Source organism: Sphingomonas sp., assembly GCF_045810705.1.
In the GTDB taxonomy this organism is placed as follows: Bacteria; Pseudomonadota; Alphaproteobacteria; order Sphingomonadales; family Sphingomonadaceae; genus Sphingomicrobium.
On record NZ_JBJMVI010000002.1, the window covers coordinates 175,081 to 195,199 of the forward strand.

At 64.2% G+C, this 20,119-nt stretch carries 15 protein-coding genes and 1 tRNA gene; 10 read left to right on the top strand and 6 right to left on the bottom strand.

The genetic code is table 11. From position 1 onward, the window contains the following. The first annotated feature begins 3 nt into the window (after positions 1-3). A complete protein-coding gene (locus ACJ8FR_RS00860) occupies positions 4-7,050 on the top strand; it encodes a hypothetical protein (protein ID WP_407826708.1) in 7,047 nt (2,348 codons plus the stop codon). 128 nt (positions 7,051-7,178) lie between these two features. Here ACJ8FR_RS00860 and ACJ8FR_RS00865 read toward each other — a convergent pair whose 3' ends face one another. The 4 genes from ACJ8FR_RS00865 to ACJ8FR_RS00880 form a co-directional block, all read right to left on the bottom strand. Then, on the bottom strand, positions 7,179-8,405 hold the full coding sequence (locus ACJ8FR_RS00865; RefSeq protein WP_407826709.1) for a tyrosine-type recombinase/integrase: 1,227 nt from the start codon (positions 8,403-8,405) through the stop codon (positions 7,179-7,181). A gap of 177 nt (positions 8,406-8,582) precedes the next feature. Further along, a tRNA-Leu gene (locus ACJ8FR_RS00870) sits at positions 8,583-8,669 on the bottom strand. A gap of 94 nt (positions 8,670-8,763) precedes the next feature. Continuing rightward, positions 8,764-8,985: a helix-turn-helix domain-containing protein gene (locus ACJ8FR_RS00875; protein ID WP_407826710.1), complete on the bottom strand. Its 222-nt coding sequence runs from the start codon at positions 8,983-8,985 to the stop codon at positions 8,764-8,766. Next, complete coding sequence (locus ACJ8FR_RS00880; protein ID WP_407826711.1) at positions 8,985-9,485, bottom strand: hypothetical protein; 501 nt, start codon at positions 9,483-9,485, stop codon at positions 8,985-8,987. Before ACJ8FR_RS00880 ends, ACJ8FR_RS00875 begins: the two co-directional genes overlap by 1 nt. 237 nt (positions 9,486-9,722) lie before the next feature. On the opposite strand from ACJ8FR_RS00880, the gene ACJ8FR_RS00885 reads away from it, so the two are divergent. The 6 genes from ACJ8FR_RS00885 to ACJ8FR_RS00910 all read left to right on the top strand — a co-directional run bounded on the left by ACJ8FR_RS00885 (position 9,723) and on the right by ACJ8FR_RS00910 (position 14,551). Further along, positions 9,723-10,751 (top strand): aspartyl protease family protein, encoded by a 1,029-nt coding sequence (locus tag ACJ8FR_RS00885; protein ID WP_407826712.1) that lies wholly within the window; start codon positions 9,723-9,725, stop codon positions 10,749-10,751. A 58-nt stretch (positions 10,752-10,809) separates the two neighbouring features. Then, positions 10,810-11,766 carry a complex I NDUFA9 subunit family protein gene (locus ACJ8FR_RS00890; RefSeq protein WP_407826713.1) on the top strand — a complete coding sequence of 319 codons (957 nt, stop codon included), beginning with the start codon at positions 10,810-10,812 and terminating at the stop codon, positions 11,764-11,766. 19 nt (positions 11,767-11,785) lie between these two features. Next, positions 11,786-12,601 (top strand): undecaprenyl-diphosphate phosphatase, encoded by an 816-nt coding sequence (locus ACJ8FR_RS00895; protein WP_407826714.1) that lies wholly within the window; start codon positions 11,786-11,788, stop codon positions 12,599-12,601. Positions 12,602-12,662: 61 nt separating this feature from the next. Then, on the top strand, positions 12,663-13,088 hold the full coding sequence (locus ACJ8FR_RS00900; protein ID WP_407826715.1) for a hypothetical protein: 426 nt from the start codon (positions 12,663-12,665) through the stop codon (positions 13,086-13,088). Between the two features lie 264 nt (positions 13,089-13,352). Further along, the gene (locus tag ACJ8FR_RS00905; RefSeq protein WP_407826716.1) at positions 13,353-13,787 is read left to right on the top strand and encodes a hypothetical protein; all 435 of its coding nucleotides are present in this window, start codon (positions 13,353-13,355) and stop codon (positions 13,785-13,787) included. 92 nt (positions 13,788-13,879) lie between these two features. Continuing rightward, on the top strand, positions 13,880-14,551 hold the full coding sequence (locus ACJ8FR_RS00910) for a glutathione S-transferase family protein (RefSeq protein WP_407826717.1): 672 nt from the start codon (positions 13,880-13,882) through the stop codon (positions 14,549-14,551). Here the strand turns inward: ACJ8FR_RS00910 and ACJ8FR_RS00915 are convergent. Together ACJ8FR_RS00915 and ubiG are read right to left on the bottom strand one after the other, a co-directional pair. After that, positions 14,548-15,585 carry a rod shape-determining protein gene (locus tag ACJ8FR_RS00915; RefSeq protein WP_407826718.1) on the bottom strand — a complete coding sequence of 346 codons (1,038 nt, stop codon included), beginning with the start codon at positions 15,583-15,585 and terminating at the stop codon, positions 14,548-14,550. The genes ACJ8FR_RS00910 and ACJ8FR_RS00915 overlap by 4 nt on opposite strands. A 126-nt stretch (positions 15,586-15,711) precedes the next feature. Further along, positions 15,712-16,440, bottom strand: coding sequence for a bifunctional 2-polyprenyl-6-hydroxyphenol methylase/3-demethylubiquinol 3-O-methyltransferase UbiG (ubiG, locus tag ACJ8FR_RS00920; protein WP_407826719.1), 729 nt, complete (start codon positions 16,438-16,440; stop codon positions 15,712-15,714). Between the two features lie 46 nt (positions 16,441-16,486). Here ubiG and lysA point away from each other — a divergent pair, with 46 nt between their 5' ends. Genes lysA through ACJ8FR_RS00935 form a run of 3 tightly spaced genes read left to right on the top strand, consistent with a single transcriptional unit; the run spans position 16,487 to position 20,090 of the window. Beyond that, the gene (gene lysA, locus ACJ8FR_RS00925; RefSeq protein ID WP_407826720.1) at positions 16,487-17,773 is read left to right on the top strand and encodes a diaminopimelate decarboxylase; all 1,287 of its coding nucleotides are present in this window, start codon (positions 16,487-16,489) and stop codon (positions 17,771-17,773) included. An 11-nt stretch (positions 17,774-17,784) separates the two neighbouring features. Next, positions 17,785-19,035: an aspartate kinase gene (locus ACJ8FR_RS00930; RefSeq protein ID WP_407826721.1), complete on the top strand. Its 1,251-nt coding sequence runs from the start codon at positions 17,785-17,787 to the stop codon at positions 19,033-19,035. Then, the gene (locus ACJ8FR_RS00935; protein ID WP_407826722.1) at positions 19,032-20,090 is read left to right on the top strand and encodes an NAD(P)H-dependent flavin oxidoreductase; all 1,059 of its coding nucleotides are present in this window, start codon (positions 19,032-19,034) and stop codon (positions 20,088-20,090) included. Before ACJ8FR_RS00930 ends, ACJ8FR_RS00935 begins: the two co-directional genes overlap by 4 nt. Positions 20,091-20,119 lie beyond the last annotated feature (29 nt).

The window sequence follows — 20,119 nt, forward strand, 5'->3', positions numbered from 1 at the left end:
AGAATGCAAGCGAGGGCATCCACGGCAAGGCTGCTGGCCGCAACGGCAATGTGCGGCATTTTCACCACCCCGGCTTTCTCGCAGACCTACGGGCTGCAGAGCACCGATTCGACGCCGGTTTCTAACCCTTCCGGCAGCACGCTCTACGGCACGCTGACGGGTGTCTATTCCACTGGCTCGTCGTTGGATCTGGACAATGCCGGGACTATCCGCGGCGACGGTCCCAACCTCACCGTCAACGATTCCAATGGCGGTGTCATCATCAGCGGCGGGCCTGCCCAAATAACCAACAGCGGCGATATTTCCGGGGCTCGGGCCGGCATCGCGACGATGTATTTCAACAACAACGGCGTGTTTGAAGGCCGCGCGATCGGATCGACGGTCACCAACAGCGGCTCCATCATCGGCGACTTTGGCCCGGGCGTCCGGCTGATTGGCGGCGGCAGCGTCACCAACAGCGGCTACATTGCCGGCCGCGTGGGCCCCGGCGCCGACGGCATCGCGATCTTTGCCTACAATGGTCAAGACACGACGGGAATGACCGGGATCGGCTCGGTCACCAACCTCGCAGGCGGGCTGATCGAAGGCAATCGCACGGGCGTTTTCATCATCGGCGGGGGAACGATCGGCAATGCGGGATCGATCGACCACGGGGCCAGGATCATTGGCACGGGACCAGGCCAGACCGGCGCGATCACGAACAGCGGGACCATTTTCAACGGCGGGATCGAAATGAGCTCGCTGGCTTGGGCGGACGTCGCCAATAGCGGTCATACCGTCGTCATTGGGCTTGCCGGTGTCGGCACCGCGAATGTGACGAACAGCGGCACCGTCGACTATTTCACGTCCTTCAACACGGTCGGCACCGCCAACGTGAACAACAGCGGATCGATCGGCGACGGGCTGATTTTCAACAAGACGACCACCGCCAACGTCACCAACAGCGGCTCGATCGTCGCCACCAACACCCCCGACGTCGTCGGCACCACGCAAGATGCGGTGTTCAGCGATGCCGCGCTGACGCTGACCAACACGGCAACCGGATCGATCGATGGTTTCGTGAGCGGGATTCGCTCGAATGGGGCGTCGCTGACGCTCGACAATGCGGGGACCATCCGGGGCAACGGCGACCAGGCCTTCCGCGCCAACTCCGCCGGCGGTGTCGTGCTCCAGGGCGGGCCTGGCTTTATCACCAACAGCGGCTTGATCTCGGGCCAACAGTTCGGGATCACCACAATCTACGTCACGACCGATCCCCTCCTCGGCCTGGCGATCGGCTCAACCGTCGACAACAGCGGCTCGATCATCGGTGACAATAACGATGGCATTCGCCTCATCGGCGGCGGCAGCGTCATCAACAGCGGCTATATCGCGGGTCGGGTCGACGCCGGGGCTGACGGCATCTCGATGTTTTCGTTCGACGGCCAGGACCTCGCCAGCTTCGACGTCATCGGTAACGTCACCAACCTCACCGGCGGTGTGATCGAGGGCAACCGCTTCGGCGTGATCATGAGCAACGGCGGCATGGTCGACAACGCCGGGACGATCAGCGGCAATAGCGGCAGTATCCTCCTTCAGGCGCAGTCGGTTGGTTCCGAGCTGCCCCGGAATGGCACCGTCACCAACAGTGGCACTCTCAACGGCACCGTCCAGTTCAACAACCTCGCGAGCGCCAGCGTCATCAATAGTGGCACCGTCGCGTCGCTGACCGGCAACGGCATTTTCACCACCGCGCCGGGCGGCTCGCTTTCGGTTGACAATCAGGCAGGTGGTTCGATCACCGGTGCGATCAATGGAATCCGGAGCGACGGATCGAGCATGTCGCTCAACAACGCCGGCATTATTTTCGGGCTTGGCACGGCGGACGACATAGAAATTGATGCCAATGGCGGCGTGATCTTGAGCGGGGGCCCCGCATCGATCACCAACAGCGGCAGTATTTTCGGCGCAAAGTTCGGCATCGCCACCGTTTATTTCACGAACCCCGATAACTCGATCACCGGGCTCACGACTGACACGACGGTCACTAACAGCGGGTCGATCGTCGGCGAAGGCAACGACGGCATTCGCCTGCACGGCGGCGGTACCGTCACCAACAGCGGCTACATCGCCGGCAGGGTGCGCGTTGGCGCCGACGGCGTTTCGATTCTCGCCTTCGACGGCCAGGACCTCAGCGGACTGGGCAGCGCCGGCATCGGCACGGTCAACAACCTCCTTGGCGGAGTCATCGAGGGCCACCGCGAGGGGATCATCATCAGCGACGGCGGCACGGTCAACAACGCCGGCACGATCAATGGCGGCTACCGGGGAGCGATCGTCCTCGAGGCTCGGGACGCCGGAAGGTTCGGGACCCTCACCAACAGCGGCACCATTAATGGTGTCGTCGACTTCATCCAGCTCGCCAGCGCCAGCCTCGCCAATAGCGGCGCTATCGTGGCCCCTGCCGGCGCCGCCATCCACGGATGGGCTTTTGACGGCTATATGGGTCCGCTCGCCGTCACCAACGACGCAACCGGGACGATCATCGGCCGAACCAGCGGCATCTTCAGCGAAGGTGCCTCGCTGTCGCTCACCAATGCCGGGACAATTCGCGGCAACGGAATGTCCATTTCTGCGCTGGTGGCAGATGCCGGAATCCTGGTCACCGGCGGACCGGCGAGCATTACCAACAGCGGCAACATTTCTGGCGCGGGCTTCGGCATCACGACGGGCGTCTATTCGGATTTCTTCACAAACGCGGCGAGCAACCGCGCGATCGGCTCGACAGTCATCAACAGCGGCTCGATCATCGGCGACAACAATGATGGGATCAAACTAATCGGCGGCGGCACGGTGACCAACAGCGGCTACATCGCTGGTAACACGCGCTTCAGCGCCGACGGCGTGTCGATACTCGCCTTCGATGGTCAGGATCTCAGCGGACTGCCAAGTGCCGGTATCGGCACCGTCAACAACCTCGCCGGCGGAGTGATCGAAGGCCACCGCGAGGGAATCATCATCAGCGATGGCGGCACCGTTAATAACGCCGGCACAATCAATGGCGGCTACAGGGGAGCAATCGTCCTCGAGGCTCGGGATGCCGGCAGGATCGGCACCCTCACCAACAGCGGCACGATCAATGGGACGGTCGACTTTATCCAGCTCGCCAGCGCCAGCCTCGCCAATAGCGGCGCCATCCTGGCCCCTGCCGGCCCCGCCGTCCACGGATGGGCTTTTGACGGTTACATGGGTCCGCTCGCCGTCACCAACGTCGCAACAGGGACGATCATCGGCGGAACCAGCGGCATCTTCAGCGAGGGCGCCTCGCTGTCGCTCACCAATGCCGGTACGATTCGCGGCAACGGAGCGTCAGGCACTCTTCGGGTGGCAGATGCCGGAATCTTGATCACCGGCGGACCAGCGATGATCACCAACAGCGGCAACATTTCAGGCGCGGGCTTCGGCATCACGACGGGCATCTATTCGGATTTCTTCACCAACGCGGCGAGCAACCGCGCGATCGGCTCGACGGTCACCAATAGTGGCTCGATCATTGGCGACAGCAACGACGGCGTCCGGCTGATCGGCGGCGGCACGGTGACCAACAGCGGCCTGATCTCGGGCCGCGTCGGCGCCGTCGCCGATGGTGTTTCGGCGTTCGCGTTCGACGGGCAAGACATTACCGGTTCGACCATTATCGGCAGCGTCACCAACCTTCTCGGCGGCACCATCGACGGCAACCGGTTCGGGGTCGTTCTCAGCGGCGGCGGCGCGATTTCCAACGCCGGCACGATCAGCGGAGGCAGCGGTGCGATCCTTATCCAGACCGGCACGGGTGAGGCAGGCCGGACCGGTACCGTCAACAATAGCGGGACGATCAACGGGTCGACCACCTTGTCCGAGCTCGCCAACGCCAGCGTCGTGAATAGCGGCACGATGGCGAGCAGCAGCACGGCCGGGATTAGGTCGAGCCTCACCAACGGCCCGATGTCGATCAACAACGGCGCGACGGGCTCGATCACCGGCGCGACCAGCGGCATCCTTAGCGCAGGCTCGAGTCTTTCGCTGACCAATGCCGGCACGATCCGCGGCAACGGCAGCTACGATGGATTCGCGGCGTCGCCCGACGGCGGCATCGACGTCGCGGGCGGCTCGGCGACGATCGTCAACAGCGGCACGATCTCCGGCCAGCGCTTCGGAATCACCACGTCCTACGTCCTCAACCCCAGCACCAACCTGCTCGAGGGCCGCGCAGTCGGCTCGACGGTCACCAACTCCGGGACCATCATCGGGGACACGGATATCGGCGTTCGCCTGATCGGCGGCGGGACCGTGACCAACAGCGGCTACATCGCGGGCCGCGTCGGCGCCACTGCCGACGGCGTGTGGATGATGGCCTTCAACGACCAGCCGCTGAACAGCTTCGCCACCATCGGCAGCGTCACCAACCTTGCGGGCGGCGTCATCGAAGGCAACCGGCGCGGCATCACGCTCGCCAACGGCGGATCGGTCAACAACGCCGGAACGATCAGCGGCAACGCGGCCGCTGTGCGCATCGTCGCGCTGGCCGGTGATACGGGGCGGACCGGGTCCGTGACCAACAGCGGGACCCTCAACGGCGCTGTAGAGTTCCTCGGCCTGGCGAACGGCAGTCTGACCAACAGCGGCTCAATTAACGGTGCAGCGTCGAGCACCGGCGCAGTTTACACCGACAGCCCCCTCGCCGTTACGAATGCGTTTACCGGGTCAATCACCGGTTCCTCGTACGGCATTAAAGCCCAAAGCTCGCTAACGCTCAACAATGCGGGCACCATAATTGCTCTCGCGGCGCCCGGCACTTCCGACGGTTTCGGTGTGTTTGGAATTGGCGTTTCAACGATCGCCAACAGTGGCCACGTCACCTCGTCCGTGAACGGAATCACGGCGCTTGGTCTCGGATCGACCGTTAACAACACAGGCACGGTCGCAACGACGGCAGGCTCCGGAGTTGCGGTTGCGGGGTCTCTGACTAACAGCGGTGCCATCTCGAGCGGAGTGTGGGGCATCGAGGTGCAAGGGGGAGGCTCCGTCACCAATACAGCGAGCGGTTCGATCAGCGGTGGGACGATAGGGGCTTATTTCACCAACAACGGCAGCTTGAACAATGCGGGCACGATCAGCGTGACCAACGCTAGCGCTGCCGTCATCATGGGCGCATTCGGGACGGGCCCCGCGATGGTAACCAACAGCGGCGCGATCAATGGCTCGGTTCAATTCAACGGCAGCCTCATCGCAACGCTGAACAATAGCGGTTCGATCACTGCGCGCGGTTCAGCAGTCGCAGTCAGCAGCGACTCTCCCACCAACTTGGTCAATTCCGGGTCGATTTCGACCACGGGAGCTACAGCAGTTTCGTTGCTTGGGACGAATACCGCGGACACAGTGACGCTCCAGACCGGCTCTTCGATCAGCGGCGCAATCGATGGCGGTACTGGAAACGACACCCTTCGCGTGTCAGGCACCGTCGCCACGCCGACAGCGGTCCAGACCGTCGGCCACTTCGACCGTTTCGAGACGTTCAACGTCCTCGGCGGCTATTGGACTGCGCCCGGCAACACCGGCAGTTTCAATTCGACCACGATCAACGGCGGGGCGCTCGCCGTCAACGGCACGCTCAGCTCGCCGATAACCGTCAACGCCGGCGCGATGCTCGCCGGTATCGGCACCATCACCGGCGCCGTGACCATGAACAGCGGCGGCCTCCTGTCGCCGGGCGGGAGCAGCATCGGCACGCTCAACATCAGTGGCAATGTCGCGTTCAACGCTGGGTCGACGCTCAGCGTCCAGACCAATCCGAATGGGACTTCCGACAAGCTCGCCGTGAGCGGCGGCGTCACGATCTCGAAGGGATCTAGCCTTCAGGTCCTGGCCGGGATTTTCCCCAATTATCCGGCGACGAGCACCTATCTCGTACTGACCGCGACGGGCGGCATAAGCGGCAAGTTCGACTCCGTAATTACCGATTATGCGTACTTCAAAGCGACCGTGAACACTCAGCAGAAGGGAACGATCACCGTTCAGATCGCACCGAACGGCAAGCCGTTGCCTTCGGCAGCTACGGCCTCGACCTTTAGCACGGCGACGGCAGTGGAATCGCTCGGCGGGAGCAGCGCGCTTTACCAGTCGGTGATCTATCAGTCGCTGACCGGCGCTCGTCAGGCGTTCAACGCGCTCTCGGGCTCGGCTTACGCGCGGCTCGATGCGATGATGGACCGCGACGTCGGCAACGTGCGGCTCGGCTTCGATGGCGCGGATCCCGATGCCCCTGCCTTGTCATGGGCCGGTGTCAATTCGCTCGCCGCCCGCGGCATGCACTCGGGCCTGCAGCGCCGCCATGGCGCGCTCTCCCTGTTCATGGTTGGCGGGCGCTATACGACGAGCCTGTCCGATGCCAGCATCAGCGGCGATATCGACAGCCGCTTCCTGGCAGGCGCCGCTGCTTATAAGTCCGGCCGTTTCCGCGCGCTGGCGGCGGTGACCAGTGCCTGGCATGACGTTTCGGTCACCCGGACGATTGTCTTCCCGGGCTTCGCCGAGCGCAGCGAGGCGAGGTATCGCGCCACCACTCACCGGCTCGAGCTCGAGGGCGCCTATGATCTGTCGCGTGAGGCCATCAACATCGCCCCTTATGCGGGTTACGCGCACCTCATGATCTCCTCACCGGCCTTTGGTGAGACAGGGGGCCTGTCGGCACTGACCTTCGGCCGCGAGAATCGCGCCATGGATCAGCTCCGGCTTGGCGTTCGCGCTGCGACCAAGTTCCACCTCGGGGGCGTCCTGTTCGCGCCACATGTCGATGCCGATGTTGAGCGCGTGTGGGGCGCCGGCGATCCAGCACGGACCGCGCGCTTCGCAGGCGCCAACGGCTCATTCGATAATGGTTCGCTCGGCTTCAACCGTCGAGCGAGCTCGATCGATGCCCGCCTCGACCTCGCTGTCGGCCAGGCGATCCTCTCCGCCGACTATCGCGCCCACTTCGGCGACCAATGGAGGGAGCGGAGTGCAAGCCTGACCGCTGCTGTTCACTTTTAAACGGCTCACGGTGTGAGCCTAAGGCGGCCGGCGAACGCGAGCGCCCCAGTGCTGCCTCATTGCTTTCTCACACGCGCTTATGGCAGCAATGGGTCGAAAGCAGACACTAGCGGTCAGTGTCGTTAACTCTATCCGTTGCCTCGTTTCGCGGAGAAAGGCAGCACCTCTGCTCCCTCACGGAGGGTATCAAGATGATCGCTCCACCATTGCGCCATTTCGACGCGCTCAGACCAGTGTGCGCCGCGATGATACACCGCCCGGATTTGATTGCCGTCCGCGTGCGACAAGGCCCGCTCAATCGCGTCAGCGCTCCATCTGCCGCTTTCGTTCAACAGCGACGATGCAGTTGAGCGAAAGCCATGTGCAGTCATCTCGTCCGGTCCATGTCCCATACGCCGCAAAGCGCCGTTGATAGCGTTCTCGCACATTGGCTTCAGCGGCGATCCCAACTTCGGGAATATGTAGCGCCCGCCTCCAGTCAATTCCGCTGCTTCCCGCAAGATCATTATCGCCTGTCGCGACAGGGGCACCCGGTGCGGCTGGCGTTGCTTCATCCGTTCGGCCCGCATCGTCCAGAGCGCCTTGTCGAAATCAATCTCGCTCCACTCGGCCTTTCGCACTTCGCCTGGCCGCTGATAAACATGCGAGGTAAAGCGCAGCGCTAGCTTCGTGACTGGCTGGCCAGGATAGGTCTCAATCGACCGCAACAGCTTCCCGAATGCGATGGGATCGGTGATTGCCGCATGATGCTTCGCGACAGGCGAAACCAGTGCGCCCTGCAACGGCTGCGCCGGATCGGTCGACGTCCGCGCCGTCGCAACGGCATAACGGAAGACGCGGCTGGAGAAGGATCGCAAGCGTCGCGCCGTCTCACGCTGCCCCGCCTGCTCGACCTTCTTCAGCACAGCCAGCAGTTCATGAGGGCTTATTTCGGCTATGGGACGCGCGCCCAATGCTGGTGATAGTTTGCTCAGAAGCCAGCGCGTTTTCTCGATGGTGACAACTGACCTGCCTTCCGCTTCCAACTTCGCGATATACTCGTCCGCGATCCCAGCGAAGGTAGTGGCGGCGACAATCCGATTCGCAATCCGGGCTTCGCGCTTGGTGACGGACGGATCGTTCCCGGCCTGTGCGGACTGGCGCGCCGCGTCGCGCCGTGCGCGGGCCTCCTTCAAGCCGACTTCGGGATAGCTGCCCAAAGCCAGCTTCTTCTCCTTGCCGTCGATCCGATACTTTAGCCGCCACAGCTTCGACTCAGTTGCCGTAACCAGCAAATAGAGACCCTTGCTGTCTGTGAGTTTTCGATCGCTCGTTTCGGCCTTTGCCAGCCGGATCGCGGTATCGGTCAATGCCATGATGTTCGCCCTCCCTCGACACAGAAATCGACCAATTCGAAAAGGCCCCCAAAAAGGCCCCCAAATTTTTGCGATTGTCAGCGAACGCCAGCAACCAAGAGCGATCAATTCAGACTAGAAAGTAGCTGATTTCTGCGGATTCTTCAACCCATGCGCGAACGCTGGCGAATTGGGAAATGGTGCCCAGGAGAGGACTCGAACCTCCACGCCCTTGCGAGCGCCAGCACCTGAAGCTGGTGCGTCTACCAATTCCGCCACCTGGGCACGGGAACGAAGATCTAGTGGTAGGGCGGCGCGCTTAAAGGGGCGCCGGCCGGCCTTGTCAACGGGCCAGTCGCGAGCGGCGGTGCGATCCCGGCTAATGCCCGGATTGCTCCGCCGGCTGATATTCCAGCAAGTCGCCCGGCTCGCACCGCAACCGCTCGCATATCGCCTCGAGAGTCGCGAAGCGAATGCCCTTCACCTTGCCCGATTTCAGCAGCGACAAATTGGCTTCGGTGATTCCGATATCGGCCGCGAGGTCCTTGGATTTGACCTTGCGCATGGCCAGCATGACGTCGAGCCGGACGATGATCGGCATCAGACGATCTCGCTCATTTCATCCTGGATCGCCCGCGCCCGCTCGAACATGCGGGCGATCAGCAGCAACAGGAGCGTCAGGCCGACCAGCAGGAGTTCGCGAAGATCGATAAGGACCATGATGCGGTGGCGACCCCCATGCATCGGAGCCGCGGTGGCCAGGATCATCGGCGCAACGGCGGTGAAAAGCGCCATGACCAGCATCCACACGGCGAATTGGCGGAAGCTGCGGACGACCGCGCGCGAGAAGAGGTCGCCGCCCGCAATCGCCCGAAGCGCCGCGCTCAACCAGTAGATCGCGATCGCGAGCAGAACGAGAACGCCGTCGCCGACGGTCGGAATTCCTTCAACACCCGCGCTGCGGGGTTGGAGGATCACCGGCGCACCGGCGATGCGGATTCCAAATTGTCCGCAGATCACCAGCGCCAGAACCGCTCCGAAAACAATGAGGACGCCAAGCCTCAAGCGGCGGGCATAGCGTTTGATGATTTCGTCATCCATTTCTTTTTCTCTTTACATTATTATCGTTATACAATAATATATTCTTGCTCTATGATGACATAAAGGATCCGCAAGGTGAATAGATCCGCGAAGATTTGGTCCGGGGCCGCCGCTTTGGCCCTGTTCGGCGGCCTGTGCGCCGCCCACCCCGGACATCCGCCCCTTCCGAAGCCCGTGATCTCCGTCGCCCCGAGCGAGCGTCCAGTTTCATTCGAGCTGTTCCGGGGAAACCGGATTGTGATTCCCATCCGGCTCAACGGCCATGAGACGCAGGCTATGCTCGATACGGGCGCCAGCCTGACGACGATCGATCGGGCCTATGCGAGGTCGATCGGCCTTCCCGAGGGATTCAAGATTCAGGCCAAGGGCGCGGGCGGCGACGTCGACGCGGAGCTCGTATCCGGCTTGACCCTGGATATCGGCGCTCTTCGGATCGACAAAGCGAGCGTTGGAGTGATGGACCTGGCGACCGTCGCGCGAGGGATCGGGCGACCGATCAATGTCGTTCTTGGCCGCGACTTCTTCAATTCGGCGGTCATCTCGATCGACTGGGCCAGGAAGCAGCTTGTGGTGCGGCCGCACGAATCGTTCCAGCCGGATGCCGCAGCCACGGCAATGCAGCTGACCAAGCGCGGGCCATTCAACACAATTTCGGTTTCGATCGCCGGCGCACCACCGGTCGAAGCCTTGTTCGATCTCGGTAACGGCAGCCCGCTGGTTATGCCGATAACCTATTGGGGCCATCGGCCCGAGGTTGCGAACCTCAAATATGCCGGTGCGATGAGTGGCGGAGTAGGGGGCGTCCATCCGGCTCGCGCGGTCATCGTCCCGTCGGTCACGCTGGCTGGAAAGACATTCACCTTGGTTCCGGCGATTCTGTCGGAATCAGGTAATGACGACGATCCGACGCAAATGACGAATGTCGGAATCGGACTGATGAAACAGTTCAAGGTCGATCTCGATCTCGGTCGCGACCGCATTTACCTGACGCCGCGGACCGACGCCCCCCTGTTCGAGCGAGATCGCGCCGGTGTCCGATTCGACCTGTTGGACGACCGTCTCAAAGTCACCTTCGTTTCCCCGCAAGGACCCGCGGCCGCGGCCGGCCTGAAGGTTGGCGACGAGATTGTTGCCGTCGACGAACGGCAGGTCACGCATGACTATTACAGCGGACCGGATTGGGTGAGGGGCCCGGTCGGTAAATCCATCTCTCTCACCCGCGCCGACGGTAGCAAGGCCAAGGTCACGCTGTCCGACTATTTTTGAACGCGATGAAGCGGCGCGCCGCTTGTCAGCCGCAAGCGGGTAGCGCTAGTGCGATCGCATGCTCGAACGCGCGGAAGAGTTGGTCACCGTCTTCGGCGGCGGGGGATTCATCGGCCGTTACGTCTGCGAATTCTTGCTGAAGAGCGGCGTCAGGGTGCGGATCGCGCAACGCAATCCGCGCCAGGCCTATATCATCCAGCCACTCGGGCAGGTCGGGCAATTCGGCTTCGTCGCCGCGGACGTCACCAACGCCGACAGCGTCCGCCGGGCGCTCCATGGCGCGACGGCCGTCGTCAATCTCTGCGGCGTGTTTGGCGCGGAGATGCGCGCCGTGCATGTCGACGGTGCGCGCAACGTCGCCGAGGCGGCGCGCGATGGCGGCCTCGATGCTGTGGTCCAGGTTTCGGCGATCGGCGCGAGCTTAAAATCGGAATCGACTTACGGCCGGACGAAGGCCGAAGGCGAGGAGGCGGCACGCGCAGCCTTTCCGAGCGCGACGATCGTCCGCCCGTCGCTGGTCTTCGGACCCGAGGACGAGCTGACCAACCGTTTCGCCGGCTTGGCGCGGCTGCCGTTTCTGCCGGTGATCGCCGCGGCCCGGAAGTTTCAGCCGGTCTATGTCCGCGACCTCGGCAAGGCGATCGCCATGGCTGCGCTCGATCCCCGGCGCTTTGGCGGCAAGACCTATGAGATCGGCGGGCCGCAGGTGATGAGTATGATCGAGCTTCACCGCGCGATCCTCGAGATCACCGGCCAGAAGCCGGAGATCGTGCCGCTGCCCGACCTGTTCGCCGGCCTGCTGTCGAAGCTTGGCTGGCTGCCCGGCGCGCCGCTGACGCGCGACCAGTGGCTGATGCTCCAGCGCGACAATGTGCCCTCGGGCGAGCTGCCCGGCCTCGAGGCATTCGGCATCCGGCCGGCGCCGCTCGTAGCGGTTGCCTACGAATGGCTCGGCCGCTTCCACAAGGGCGGGAAGTTTGCCGGCCGGCGAATTCATTTGACCGCGACGAACTGACCACGGATCGCGTGAACCGATGCCCGTCCTGCTGATCGCCATCATCCTCGGCATCGTCGAGGGCGTCACGGAGTTCCTGCCGGTATCCTCGACCGGCCATCTGATCCTGGCCACCAAGCTGCTCGGCTTCGATGCCGAAAAATGGGCGGCGTTCAACGTCATCATCCAACTGGGCGCGATCCTCGCGATCGTGGTTCTTTATTGGCGCACCTTCTGGGCGGTGATCGAGGGGCTGATCAGGGGCAATGCGATGTCGTGGCGCTTCGTCCGCAACGTCCTGATCGCCTTTCTCCCGTCGGCAATCCTGGGCTTCATCCTGATCAAGAATATCGAGGCGTTGCTGGGGAATGCCTACGTCGTCGCCGTCGCCTTCGTCGTCGGCGGCATCGCGATCCTGGTGATCGAGAAGCTGGCCAAACGGTCGGACGTCGTCGGTATCGCCGAGCTGCCGGTCAGCACCGCGGTCGGGATCGGGATCGCCCAATGCCTGGCGATGATCCCGGGTGTCAGCCGCTCGGGCGCGACGATCATGGGCGCGCTTTCGCTCGGCGTCGAGCGGCGCACCGCCGCGGAATTCAGCTTCTTCCTCGCGATCCCGACCATGGCAGGAGCGACCACGCTCGAGTTCGTAAAGCACCGGCACGAGTTGCTGGCGGGGGCGAGCGGGGTGGGCCTGGGGGCGGTCGCGGTCGGTTTCGTCGTCAGCTTCGTCGTCGCGCTCGTCGTGGTGCGCGCTTTCGTGCACTACATTTCGCGGCACGGCTTTGCGCCTTTCGCCTGGTACCGGATCGCCGCCGGTCTCGTCGCGCTGGCATGGCTGGTCATGCGGCATTGAATTTTAACTTGCGCCGTCAATGAGCCGGGCCGATAATTCAGTGACTTAGACGGTGAGTGCAATGTCCAAGAACCTTTTCATCCTTCCGCTGCTGCTGTGCGCCAGCCCCGCTGTCGCGCAGCCGTTGCCGCAACTTCCGCCCGAGCTGACCGACCCGAGAACGGCGGACAAGCTCGCCAATGCCATGCAAGGCCTGTCGCAGGCGCTGCTGGATATGAGGGTGGGCGAGGTGCGCGCGGCGCTCGAAGGACGCCAGGCTGGCCCCGCGGAGAAGCGGATGACCGTGCGCGACATGGCCCGACAGGACGACCCGGATTTCGACCGCCACGTTCAGCAAAACATCGCCAATGTCCGCCCAATGGTGCGGCAGAGCATGAATGCGGTGAACCAGGCGCTGCCGGCGATGATGCAGGGCCTCGCCCAGGCCCAGCAGGCGCTCGAGCGCGCGGTCGCGAACATGCCCGATCCAACCTATCCCAGGCGCTAATCTTAAGCGCGTTAACCGGGCGTCAGGAACAGGTCGCGATGCTCGCTCGCTGATTCTGTCGAGAGGGCAAACGTGAAATTCTTTCGAACTTGCTGGGCCGTGTCGGCCTTGATGCTGCCGGCCGTCGCTCAGGGCCAAGGCAGGCCAATCAATTCATCGAAAAGTCCGCCGGCTCAGGTTCAGCCCAGTCCGGCTGCCCTTGAGCTGGCGAGAGCGCTCGCCGCTCCACGGCTTCTGTGGTTTGCACGAACAACCGCCGGCGAGGTGAAGCAGCGCGTAAAGTCGGAGCTCCTTTCGGTCCATCTCTCCACCCGAGGAATGGGCTGCGATCCCAAGAATCCTGAATGCCAGGCCGCCGCCGACGCCATCGCAAGCAAGCATGCAGAGGAATATGCGCGGGTGGTCAACGAGGCGATCGATGGCGGCTGGGCACAGATTTTCGAAGCGAAGATGTCTCCAGCGCAAATTCGCGCGACGCTGAGCTTCGCAAAAACCGAAGCCGGCCAGGCATTCGCCGCGGCATTTCAGGTCGATCCGGCGAAAGATCGAACGCTCCTGACGCGCATCCTGGCCACGACGAAGCTGCCCCAAAGTCCATTCGATGAGTTCTACGAGGCGACGAAGCAGCTCCCGCGCGCACCTTTGCCCTTTGCTCCGCCGGTGCCGGCACCCCCGCCGCCAGCTCGGCGGGATCATTGATGCCTGGCGACAGGTCAGCATTGCTGAGGCTCTTGAAATAGGCTGCCAATGACGGTGGACTAGCCATGCGGCCCCGCTAAAGCTGCCCTTCGATGTGGCAGCTCTTCCAGTTCCCTCTCTGCCCCTTTTCCCGCAAGGTCCGGCTGGTGCTCGCCGAGAAGGGCGTCGGCCATGAGCTGGTGCGCGAGAACCCGTGGGAACGCCGCGACGAATTCATGGACCTGAACCCCGCCGGCGAGACGCCGGTGATGGTCGAGCCGGACCAGGCGGTGACGCTGATCGGCTCGCAGCCGATCGTCGAATATTTTGACGAGACTGTGGACCGAATGCCGATGATCCACGGCAATGCCGCGCTGCGCGCCGAAATCCGCCGGATGACCGAGTGGTTCGACATCAAGCTCTACCGCGAGGCGGTCGAGCCGATGATGAACGAGCGGATGCGCAAGCGGCTGGTCAACCGCGAGAGCCCGGACACGAGGGTGCTGCGCGAGGCGATGCGGACCGCGTCCGAGCATCTCGACTATCTCGACTATCTGCTCGACCATCGGAGATGGCTCGCCGGGCCGGGCCTGAGCCTCGCCGACTTCACCGCGGCGGCGCATCTTAGCGTGATCGATTATCTCGGCGCGCTCGACTGGCGCGGGCATAAGCAGACCAAGGACTGGTACGCGGTGATGAAGTCGCGGCCCTGCTTCCGGCCGTTACTCGGCGAGCGGATGGAAGTGATCGTTCCGCCCGGGCACTATGACAAGGTGGACTTTTAGGCCGCGATCAGCGCCCCGCGATAGACCTGGTCTTCGAGCGTCCGGCCGGCACCCAGCGCGACGCAGCTCATTGGATCGTCGGCGACATGCACCGGCAATCCGGTCGCGTCCTGCAGCACGATGCTGATCTCGCGCAGCAGCGACCCGCCGCCGGTCATCGTGATGCCCTGGTCGATCACGTCCGCGGCGATTTCCGGCTGCGTATGCTCGAGCGCCGTGCGGACGACCTCGATGATCTGGTTCACCGGCTCGGCGAGCGCATCGGCAACCTGCGACTGGTTGAGCTCGATCTCGGCCGGCATGCCGCGGCCGACATCGCGGCCGCGAACCAGCGCCGTCACCCCCTTGCCGTCGGCGGGACGCACCGCGGCGCCGATCTCGAGCTTCACGCGCTCGGCCGTGCCTTCGCCGATCAACAGATTGTAGTTGCGCCGCACGTAGGAGGCGATCGCCTCGTCCATCTTGTCGCCGCCGACCCGCGCCGAACGACACAGCGCCAGGCCCTGGAGCGAGATGACGCCGACCTCGGTCGTGCCGCCGCCGATGTCCACCACCATCGACCCGATCGGATCGGCGACCGGAAGCCCGGCGCCGATCGCCGCGGCCATCGGCTCCTCGATCAGCGAGACCTTGTCGGCGCCGGCGTTGGTCACCGCGTCGCGGATGGCACGCCGTTCGACGTTGGTCGCGCCGGACGGAATGCAGATCACGACTTCGGGCCCGCGCGAGAAGCGGCTTGGGCCGCCGTGCGCCTTGCGGATGAAATGCTTGATCATCTCCTCCGCGACCTCGATGTCGGCGATGACGCCCGCGCGGAGCGGCCTGATCGTCCGGATGTTGTCGGGCGTCTTGCCCATCATCAGCTTGGCGTCGTTTCCGACGGCGCGGACCTTTCGGACCCCGTTCTCGATTTCCATCGCGACGACGGAGGGCTCGCTCGTGATGATGCCCTGGCCGCGAACGTAGACCACCGTATTGGCGGTTCCGAGGTCGATAGCGACGTCACGCGAAGAAAAGTTGAACAGTGAACGCATGGGTTGGCCCCCCGGCCAAAAAAACGAATCTGATTCCAAAGGCTTAGGGGAGACTGGCCCGGCGACCAGATGGTTAATGGCGGTTAAGCGCGGAGCGTTCCTCAACCGGGTTGAGCTGAGAATCGCTCAGGCGCGAATTGCCGACACCAGGTAGTTGAGCCGAACATCATCGCTGAGGTGCAGCCCGCGTGTGGGACTCCAGGCGATTCCTTCAACATCGACACATTTCAGCCCGGCATTGCCGAGTAGCAGCTTCATCCGCTCCGGCGCGATGAACTTCGCGAAATCGTGAGTGCCCTTCGGGATTCGGCCAAGCCCTTCGCCGACGGTGATCATCAGCAGCTTCGACCAGCCGGTCGCATTGGGCGTCGACATGACCAGCAGCCCGTCGGGCGCGAGCCGCCGCGCGAGTGCCGCCACGAACGCCGCGGGCTCCGCGACATGCTCGATCACCTCCATGCAGGTGATCAGGTCGAATTGGCCTTCGAGCTCCTGCAGCTCGCCCGAGCGATAGTCGATGGTCAGGCCCATCGCCGCCGCATGGCCGCGGGCGGCGGCAATCAGCTCCTGCGAAGCATCGAGGCCGGTGACCTTTGCGCCCAGCCGCGCCAGCGGCTCCGCGAGCAGCCCCGCGCCGCAGCCGACGTCGAGCGCGCTCTTTCCGTTCAGGGGGGTGTGCGAACATTCGTCGCACTGCCAATGGTGGTCGATCTGGTCGCGTATGTATTTGAGGCGCACCGGATTGAGCTTGTGCAGCATCGCTTCGGGCCCGGCCGGATCCCACCAGCTGCCCGCGTGGCTCGCGAATTGCTTCACTTCGTCGGCGATGATGCTGCTCACGCCGCCCCCATGCATCCCAGACTTGCAAAGGGAAAGGGAGCTGTGCGTTGGGGCTCGTGCGATGGATCATTTCCAGCTCAAGGACGGAGAGCTTGCCTGCGAGGAGGTGGGGCTCGCCGAGATTGCGGCGAGCGTCGGCACGCCGGTTTATGTCTATTCGACGGCGACCATGTGCCGCCATGTCGCGGCGCTGTGTGAGGCGCTGGAGCCGCTTCCCGACCCGCTGATCGCTTATGCGGTCAAGGCCAATCCCAACGGGGCCGTGATCTCGACTCTGGCCAAAGCGGGGCTCGGCGCCGACGTGGTCTCGGGCGGTGAATACCGCCGCGCGCGAGCGGCGGGCGTGCCGGCGGACAAGATCGTCTTCTCGGGCGTCGGCAAGACCGAGGAGGAAATGCGCCTCGCGCTCGAAGGCGGTCTCTATCAGTTCAATCTCGAGTCGCTCGACGAAGCCGAGATGCTGTCCGCTGTCGCCAAGGCGATGGGCCGCACGGCCCCGGTCGGCTTCCGCGTCAATCCGGACGTCGCCGCGGGAGGTCATTCCAAGATCACCACCGGCGCGGCCGAGAACAAGTTCGGGATTGCGATTGGCGATGCGCCGGGCGCCTACGCCCGCATCGCGACGCTGCCCGGCTTGATGGTCCAGGGCGTCGCCGTCCATATCGGCAGCCAGCTGACCAGCCTCGACCCGCTCGACCGCGCCTTCACCCGCCTCGGCGAGCTGATCGCCGAGTTGCGAGCCGCGGGCCACACGATCGGCGTCGCGGACCTCGGTGGCGGGCTCGGAGTTCCCCACGATCCCGACCATCCGGCGCCGCCAAGCCCGGCCGACTATGGGGCCATGGTCCGGCGCATCGCCGGCGGATGGAACGCGCGCCTGGTGTTCGAGCCGGGCCGGCTGATCGTCGGCAATGCCGGCGTCCTGCTTTCGCGTGTGATCCGGGTGAAGCCGGGCGCGACCGACCCGTTCGTCATCGTCGACGCGGCCATGAACGACCTCATGCGGCCAGCGCTCTACGACGCATGGCACCGGATCGAGGCCGTCAGGCCCAGCGGCAATCGGCGCACCGCCAATGTCGTCGGCCCGGTGTGCGAGACCGGGGATACCTTCGCGACGGCGCGGCCGATGGACGAGGTCGAAGCCGGCGACCTCGTCGTGTTCCGCACCGCCGGCGCCTACGCGGCAGCCATGTCGAGCACCTACAATTCGCGCCCGCTGACGCCTGAAGTGCTGGTTGACGGCAAGCGGTGGGCCATCGTCCGCCCGCGCGTCGATGTCGATGCGCTGATCGCCGCCGACCGAATTCCCGACTGGCTTGGCGGTTGCGCCGACTCGCCCAGCAGCTAAGACCCGCCGCAATGCCGCCGCCGAAGACCCGCATCGTGATGAAGTTCGGCGGCACGTCGATGGCGGGCATCGAGCGTATCCGGCACGTCGCCGGCCTGGTGAAGCGCGAGGCTGACCGCGGCAATGAGGTCGCCGTCGTGGTCTCCGCCATGGCGGGCGAGACCGACCGCCTCGTCCAGATGTGCAGGGAAGCCGCGCCGCTCTATGACCCGCGCGAGTATGACGTGGTCGTCGCGTCCGGCGAGCAGGTGACCTCGGGCCTTCTCGCGATCACCCTTTCTGGCATGGGGCTGAACGCGCGTTCCTACATGGGCTGGCAGCTGCCGATCCGCGCGTCGGGCCATTCGTCGGCGCTGATCGACCATATCGAGGCGGACATCCTGGAGGATGTTTTCGTCAAGGGCGGAATCGCCGTCATCCCGGGCTTCCAGGGTATCACCGCCGAAGGCGATCTCGCGACGCTGGGCCGTGGAGGGTCGGATACCTCGGCCGTTGCGCTTGCCGTCGCCGTCAACGCCGACCGCTGTGATATCTACACCGACGTCCAGGGCGTCTTCACCACCGACCCGCGGATCGTCCCGCGGGCGAGAAAGCTCACAGCCATCACCTATGAGGAGATGCTGGAGCTCGCGTCGGTCGGAGCCAAGGTCCTTCAGACCCGCTCCGTCGGGCTTGCCATGCGCTACAACATGGCGCTGCAGGTACTATCATCGTTCGAGGACAGGCCCGGGACGCTCATCGTCTCCGACGAAAGTATCGAGGAGCTCAACATGGAACGGCAGCTCGTCACGGGCATCGCCCATGATAAGAACGAGGCGCGGATCACGCTGACCGGATTGCCGGACAAGGCCGGCACGGTGGCGGCGATCTTCGCGCCGCTCGCGAAAGCCGGCATCAATGTCGACATGATCGTCCAGAGCGGCGCCGGGACTGGCGCCCCCAGCGATCTCACATTCACGGTTCCCACTGCGTCGCTGACGCATGCGGTCGCCGAGCTCGAGAAAGCGAAGGAGGCGATCGGCTTCGACCAGATCATCACCGACACCGATGTCGTGAAGGTGAGCGCGGTCGGAATCGGCATGCGCTCCAACGCCGGGATCGCCGCGACGATGTTCGAAACGCTGGCCGAGCGCGGGATCAACATCCTCGCCATCTCGACCTCCGAGATCAAAGTCTCGGTGCTTCTCCCCGAGGAATATACCGAGCTTGCGGTCCGCGTCCTGCATACTGCCTTCGGCCTCGATACGGAGGAGGCGGCATGAGCGGCGAGGGGCTCATTGCGGAGCCGCGCGCGGTCCATGCCAGCGTCGGCCACGCACGGCTCAAGGAGCTGATGCATCGCGGGACCGAGTTCCTCGGCTGCACCCACGCCATCATGGGGGGCGCGATGAGCTGGGTCTCCGAACGCCACCTCGTCTCCGCCATTTCCAACGCCGGCGGATTCGGCGTCATCGCCTGCGGGGCGATGAGCCCGGAGCTGCTCGACACCGAGATCGCCGAGACCAAACAGCGCACCGGCCGCCCGTTCGGCGTCAATCTCATCACCATGCACCCGCAGATCTCCGAGCTGATCGACGTCTGCGCGAAGCATCAGGTCAGCCACGTCGTGCTCGCCGGCGGTCTGCCGCCCGGCGGAGCAATAGAGCGAATCAAGGCCAATGGGGCAAAACTGATTGCGTTCACGCCTGCGCTCTCGCTCGCGAAGAAGCTGATACGGTCAGGCGCCGACGCCTTGGTCATCGAAGGCATGGAGGCCGGCGGTCATATCGGGCCGGTTTCGACTTCGGTGTTGGCTCAGGAGATCTTGCCGAACGTCAGCAAGGACATTCCCGTGTTCGTCGCCGGCGGGATCGGCCGCGGCGAGGCGATCGCCGCCTATCTCGAAATGGGCGCGGTCGGAGTCCAGCTCGGCACCCGCTTCGTCTGCGCGAATGAGAGCATCGCGCACCCCAACTTCAAGAAGGCGTTCATCCGCGCCTCGGCGCGCGATGCGATTCCATCGGTGCAGATCGACCCGCGCCTGCCCGTCATCCCGGTTCGAGCGCTCAAGAACCGCGAGATGGAGAATTTCGCCGCGAAGCAGCGCGAAGTGGCCCAAAAGCTCGACGAAGGCGCGATCGAAATGGCCGAGGCGCAGCTCCAGATTGAGCATTATTGGGCTGGCGCGCTGCGCCGAGCGGTGATCGACGGCGACGTCGAATCAGGGTCGGTCATGGCCGGCCAGTCCGTCGGCATGGTCAATCGCGAGGAGCCAGTGGCCGCGATCATCCAGGAGCTGGTCGACGAAGCCGCTGCCGCGCTCGAAAGCCGCGGCTAGGCCCGACGGACCGTCTCGCGACGGTACAG

Bases quoted from the DNA above. Each gene is read 5' to 3' on its own strand.
- ubiG (WP_407826719.1), bottom strand. From the start codon at position 16,440: ATGCATGGGGGCGGCGTGAGCAGCATCATCGCCGACGAAGTGAAGCAA.
- ACJ8FR_RS00875 (WP_407826710.1), bottom strand. From the start codon at position 8,985: ATGCCGATCATCGTCCGGCTCGACGTCATGCTGGCCATGCGCAAGGTC.
- lysA (WP_407826720.1), top strand. From the start codon at position 16,487: ATGGATCATTTCCAGCTCAAGGACGGAGAGCTTGCCTGCGAGGAGGTG.
- ACJ8FR_RS00910 (WP_407826717.1), top strand. From the start codon at position 13,880: ATGTGGCAGCTCTTCCAGTTCCCTCTCTGCCCCTTTTCCCGCAAGGTC.
- ACJ8FR_RS00890 (WP_407826713.1), top strand. From the start codon at position 10,810: ATGCTCGAACGCGCGGAAGAGTTGGTCACCGTCTTCGGCGGCGGGGGA.
- ACJ8FR_RS00935 (WP_407826722.1), top strand. From the start codon at position 19,032: ATGAGCGGCGAGGGGCTCATTGCGGAGCCGCGCGCGGTCCATGCCAGC.
- ACJ8FR_RS00865 (WP_407826709.1), bottom strand. From the start codon at position 8,405: ATGGCATTGACCGATACCGCGATCCGGCTGGCAAAGGCCGAAACGAGC.
- ACJ8FR_RS00860 (WP_407826708.1), top strand. From the start codon at position 4: ATGCAAGCGAGGGCATCCACGGCAAGGCTGCTGGCCGCAACGGCAATG.
- ACJ8FR_RS00880 (WP_407826711.1), bottom strand. From the start codon at position 9,485: ATGGATGACGAAATCATCAAACGCTATGCCCGCCGCTTGAGGCTTGGC.
- ACJ8FR_RS00900 (WP_407826715.1), top strand. From the start codon at position 12,663: ATGTCCAAGAACCTTTTCATCCTTCCGCTGCTGCTGTGCGCCAGCCCC.
- ACJ8FR_RS00930 (WP_407826721.1), top strand. From the start codon at position 17,785: ATGCCGCCGCCGAAGACCCGCATCGTGATGAAGTTCGGCGGCACGTCG.
- ACJ8FR_RS00895 (WP_407826714.1), top strand. From the start codon at position 11,786: ATGCCCGTCCTGCTGATCGCCATCATCCTCGGCATCGTCGAGGGCGTC.
- ACJ8FR_RS00915 (WP_407826718.1), bottom strand. From the start codon at position 15,585: ATGCGTTCACTGTTCAACTTTTCTTCGCGTGACGTCGCTATCGACCTC.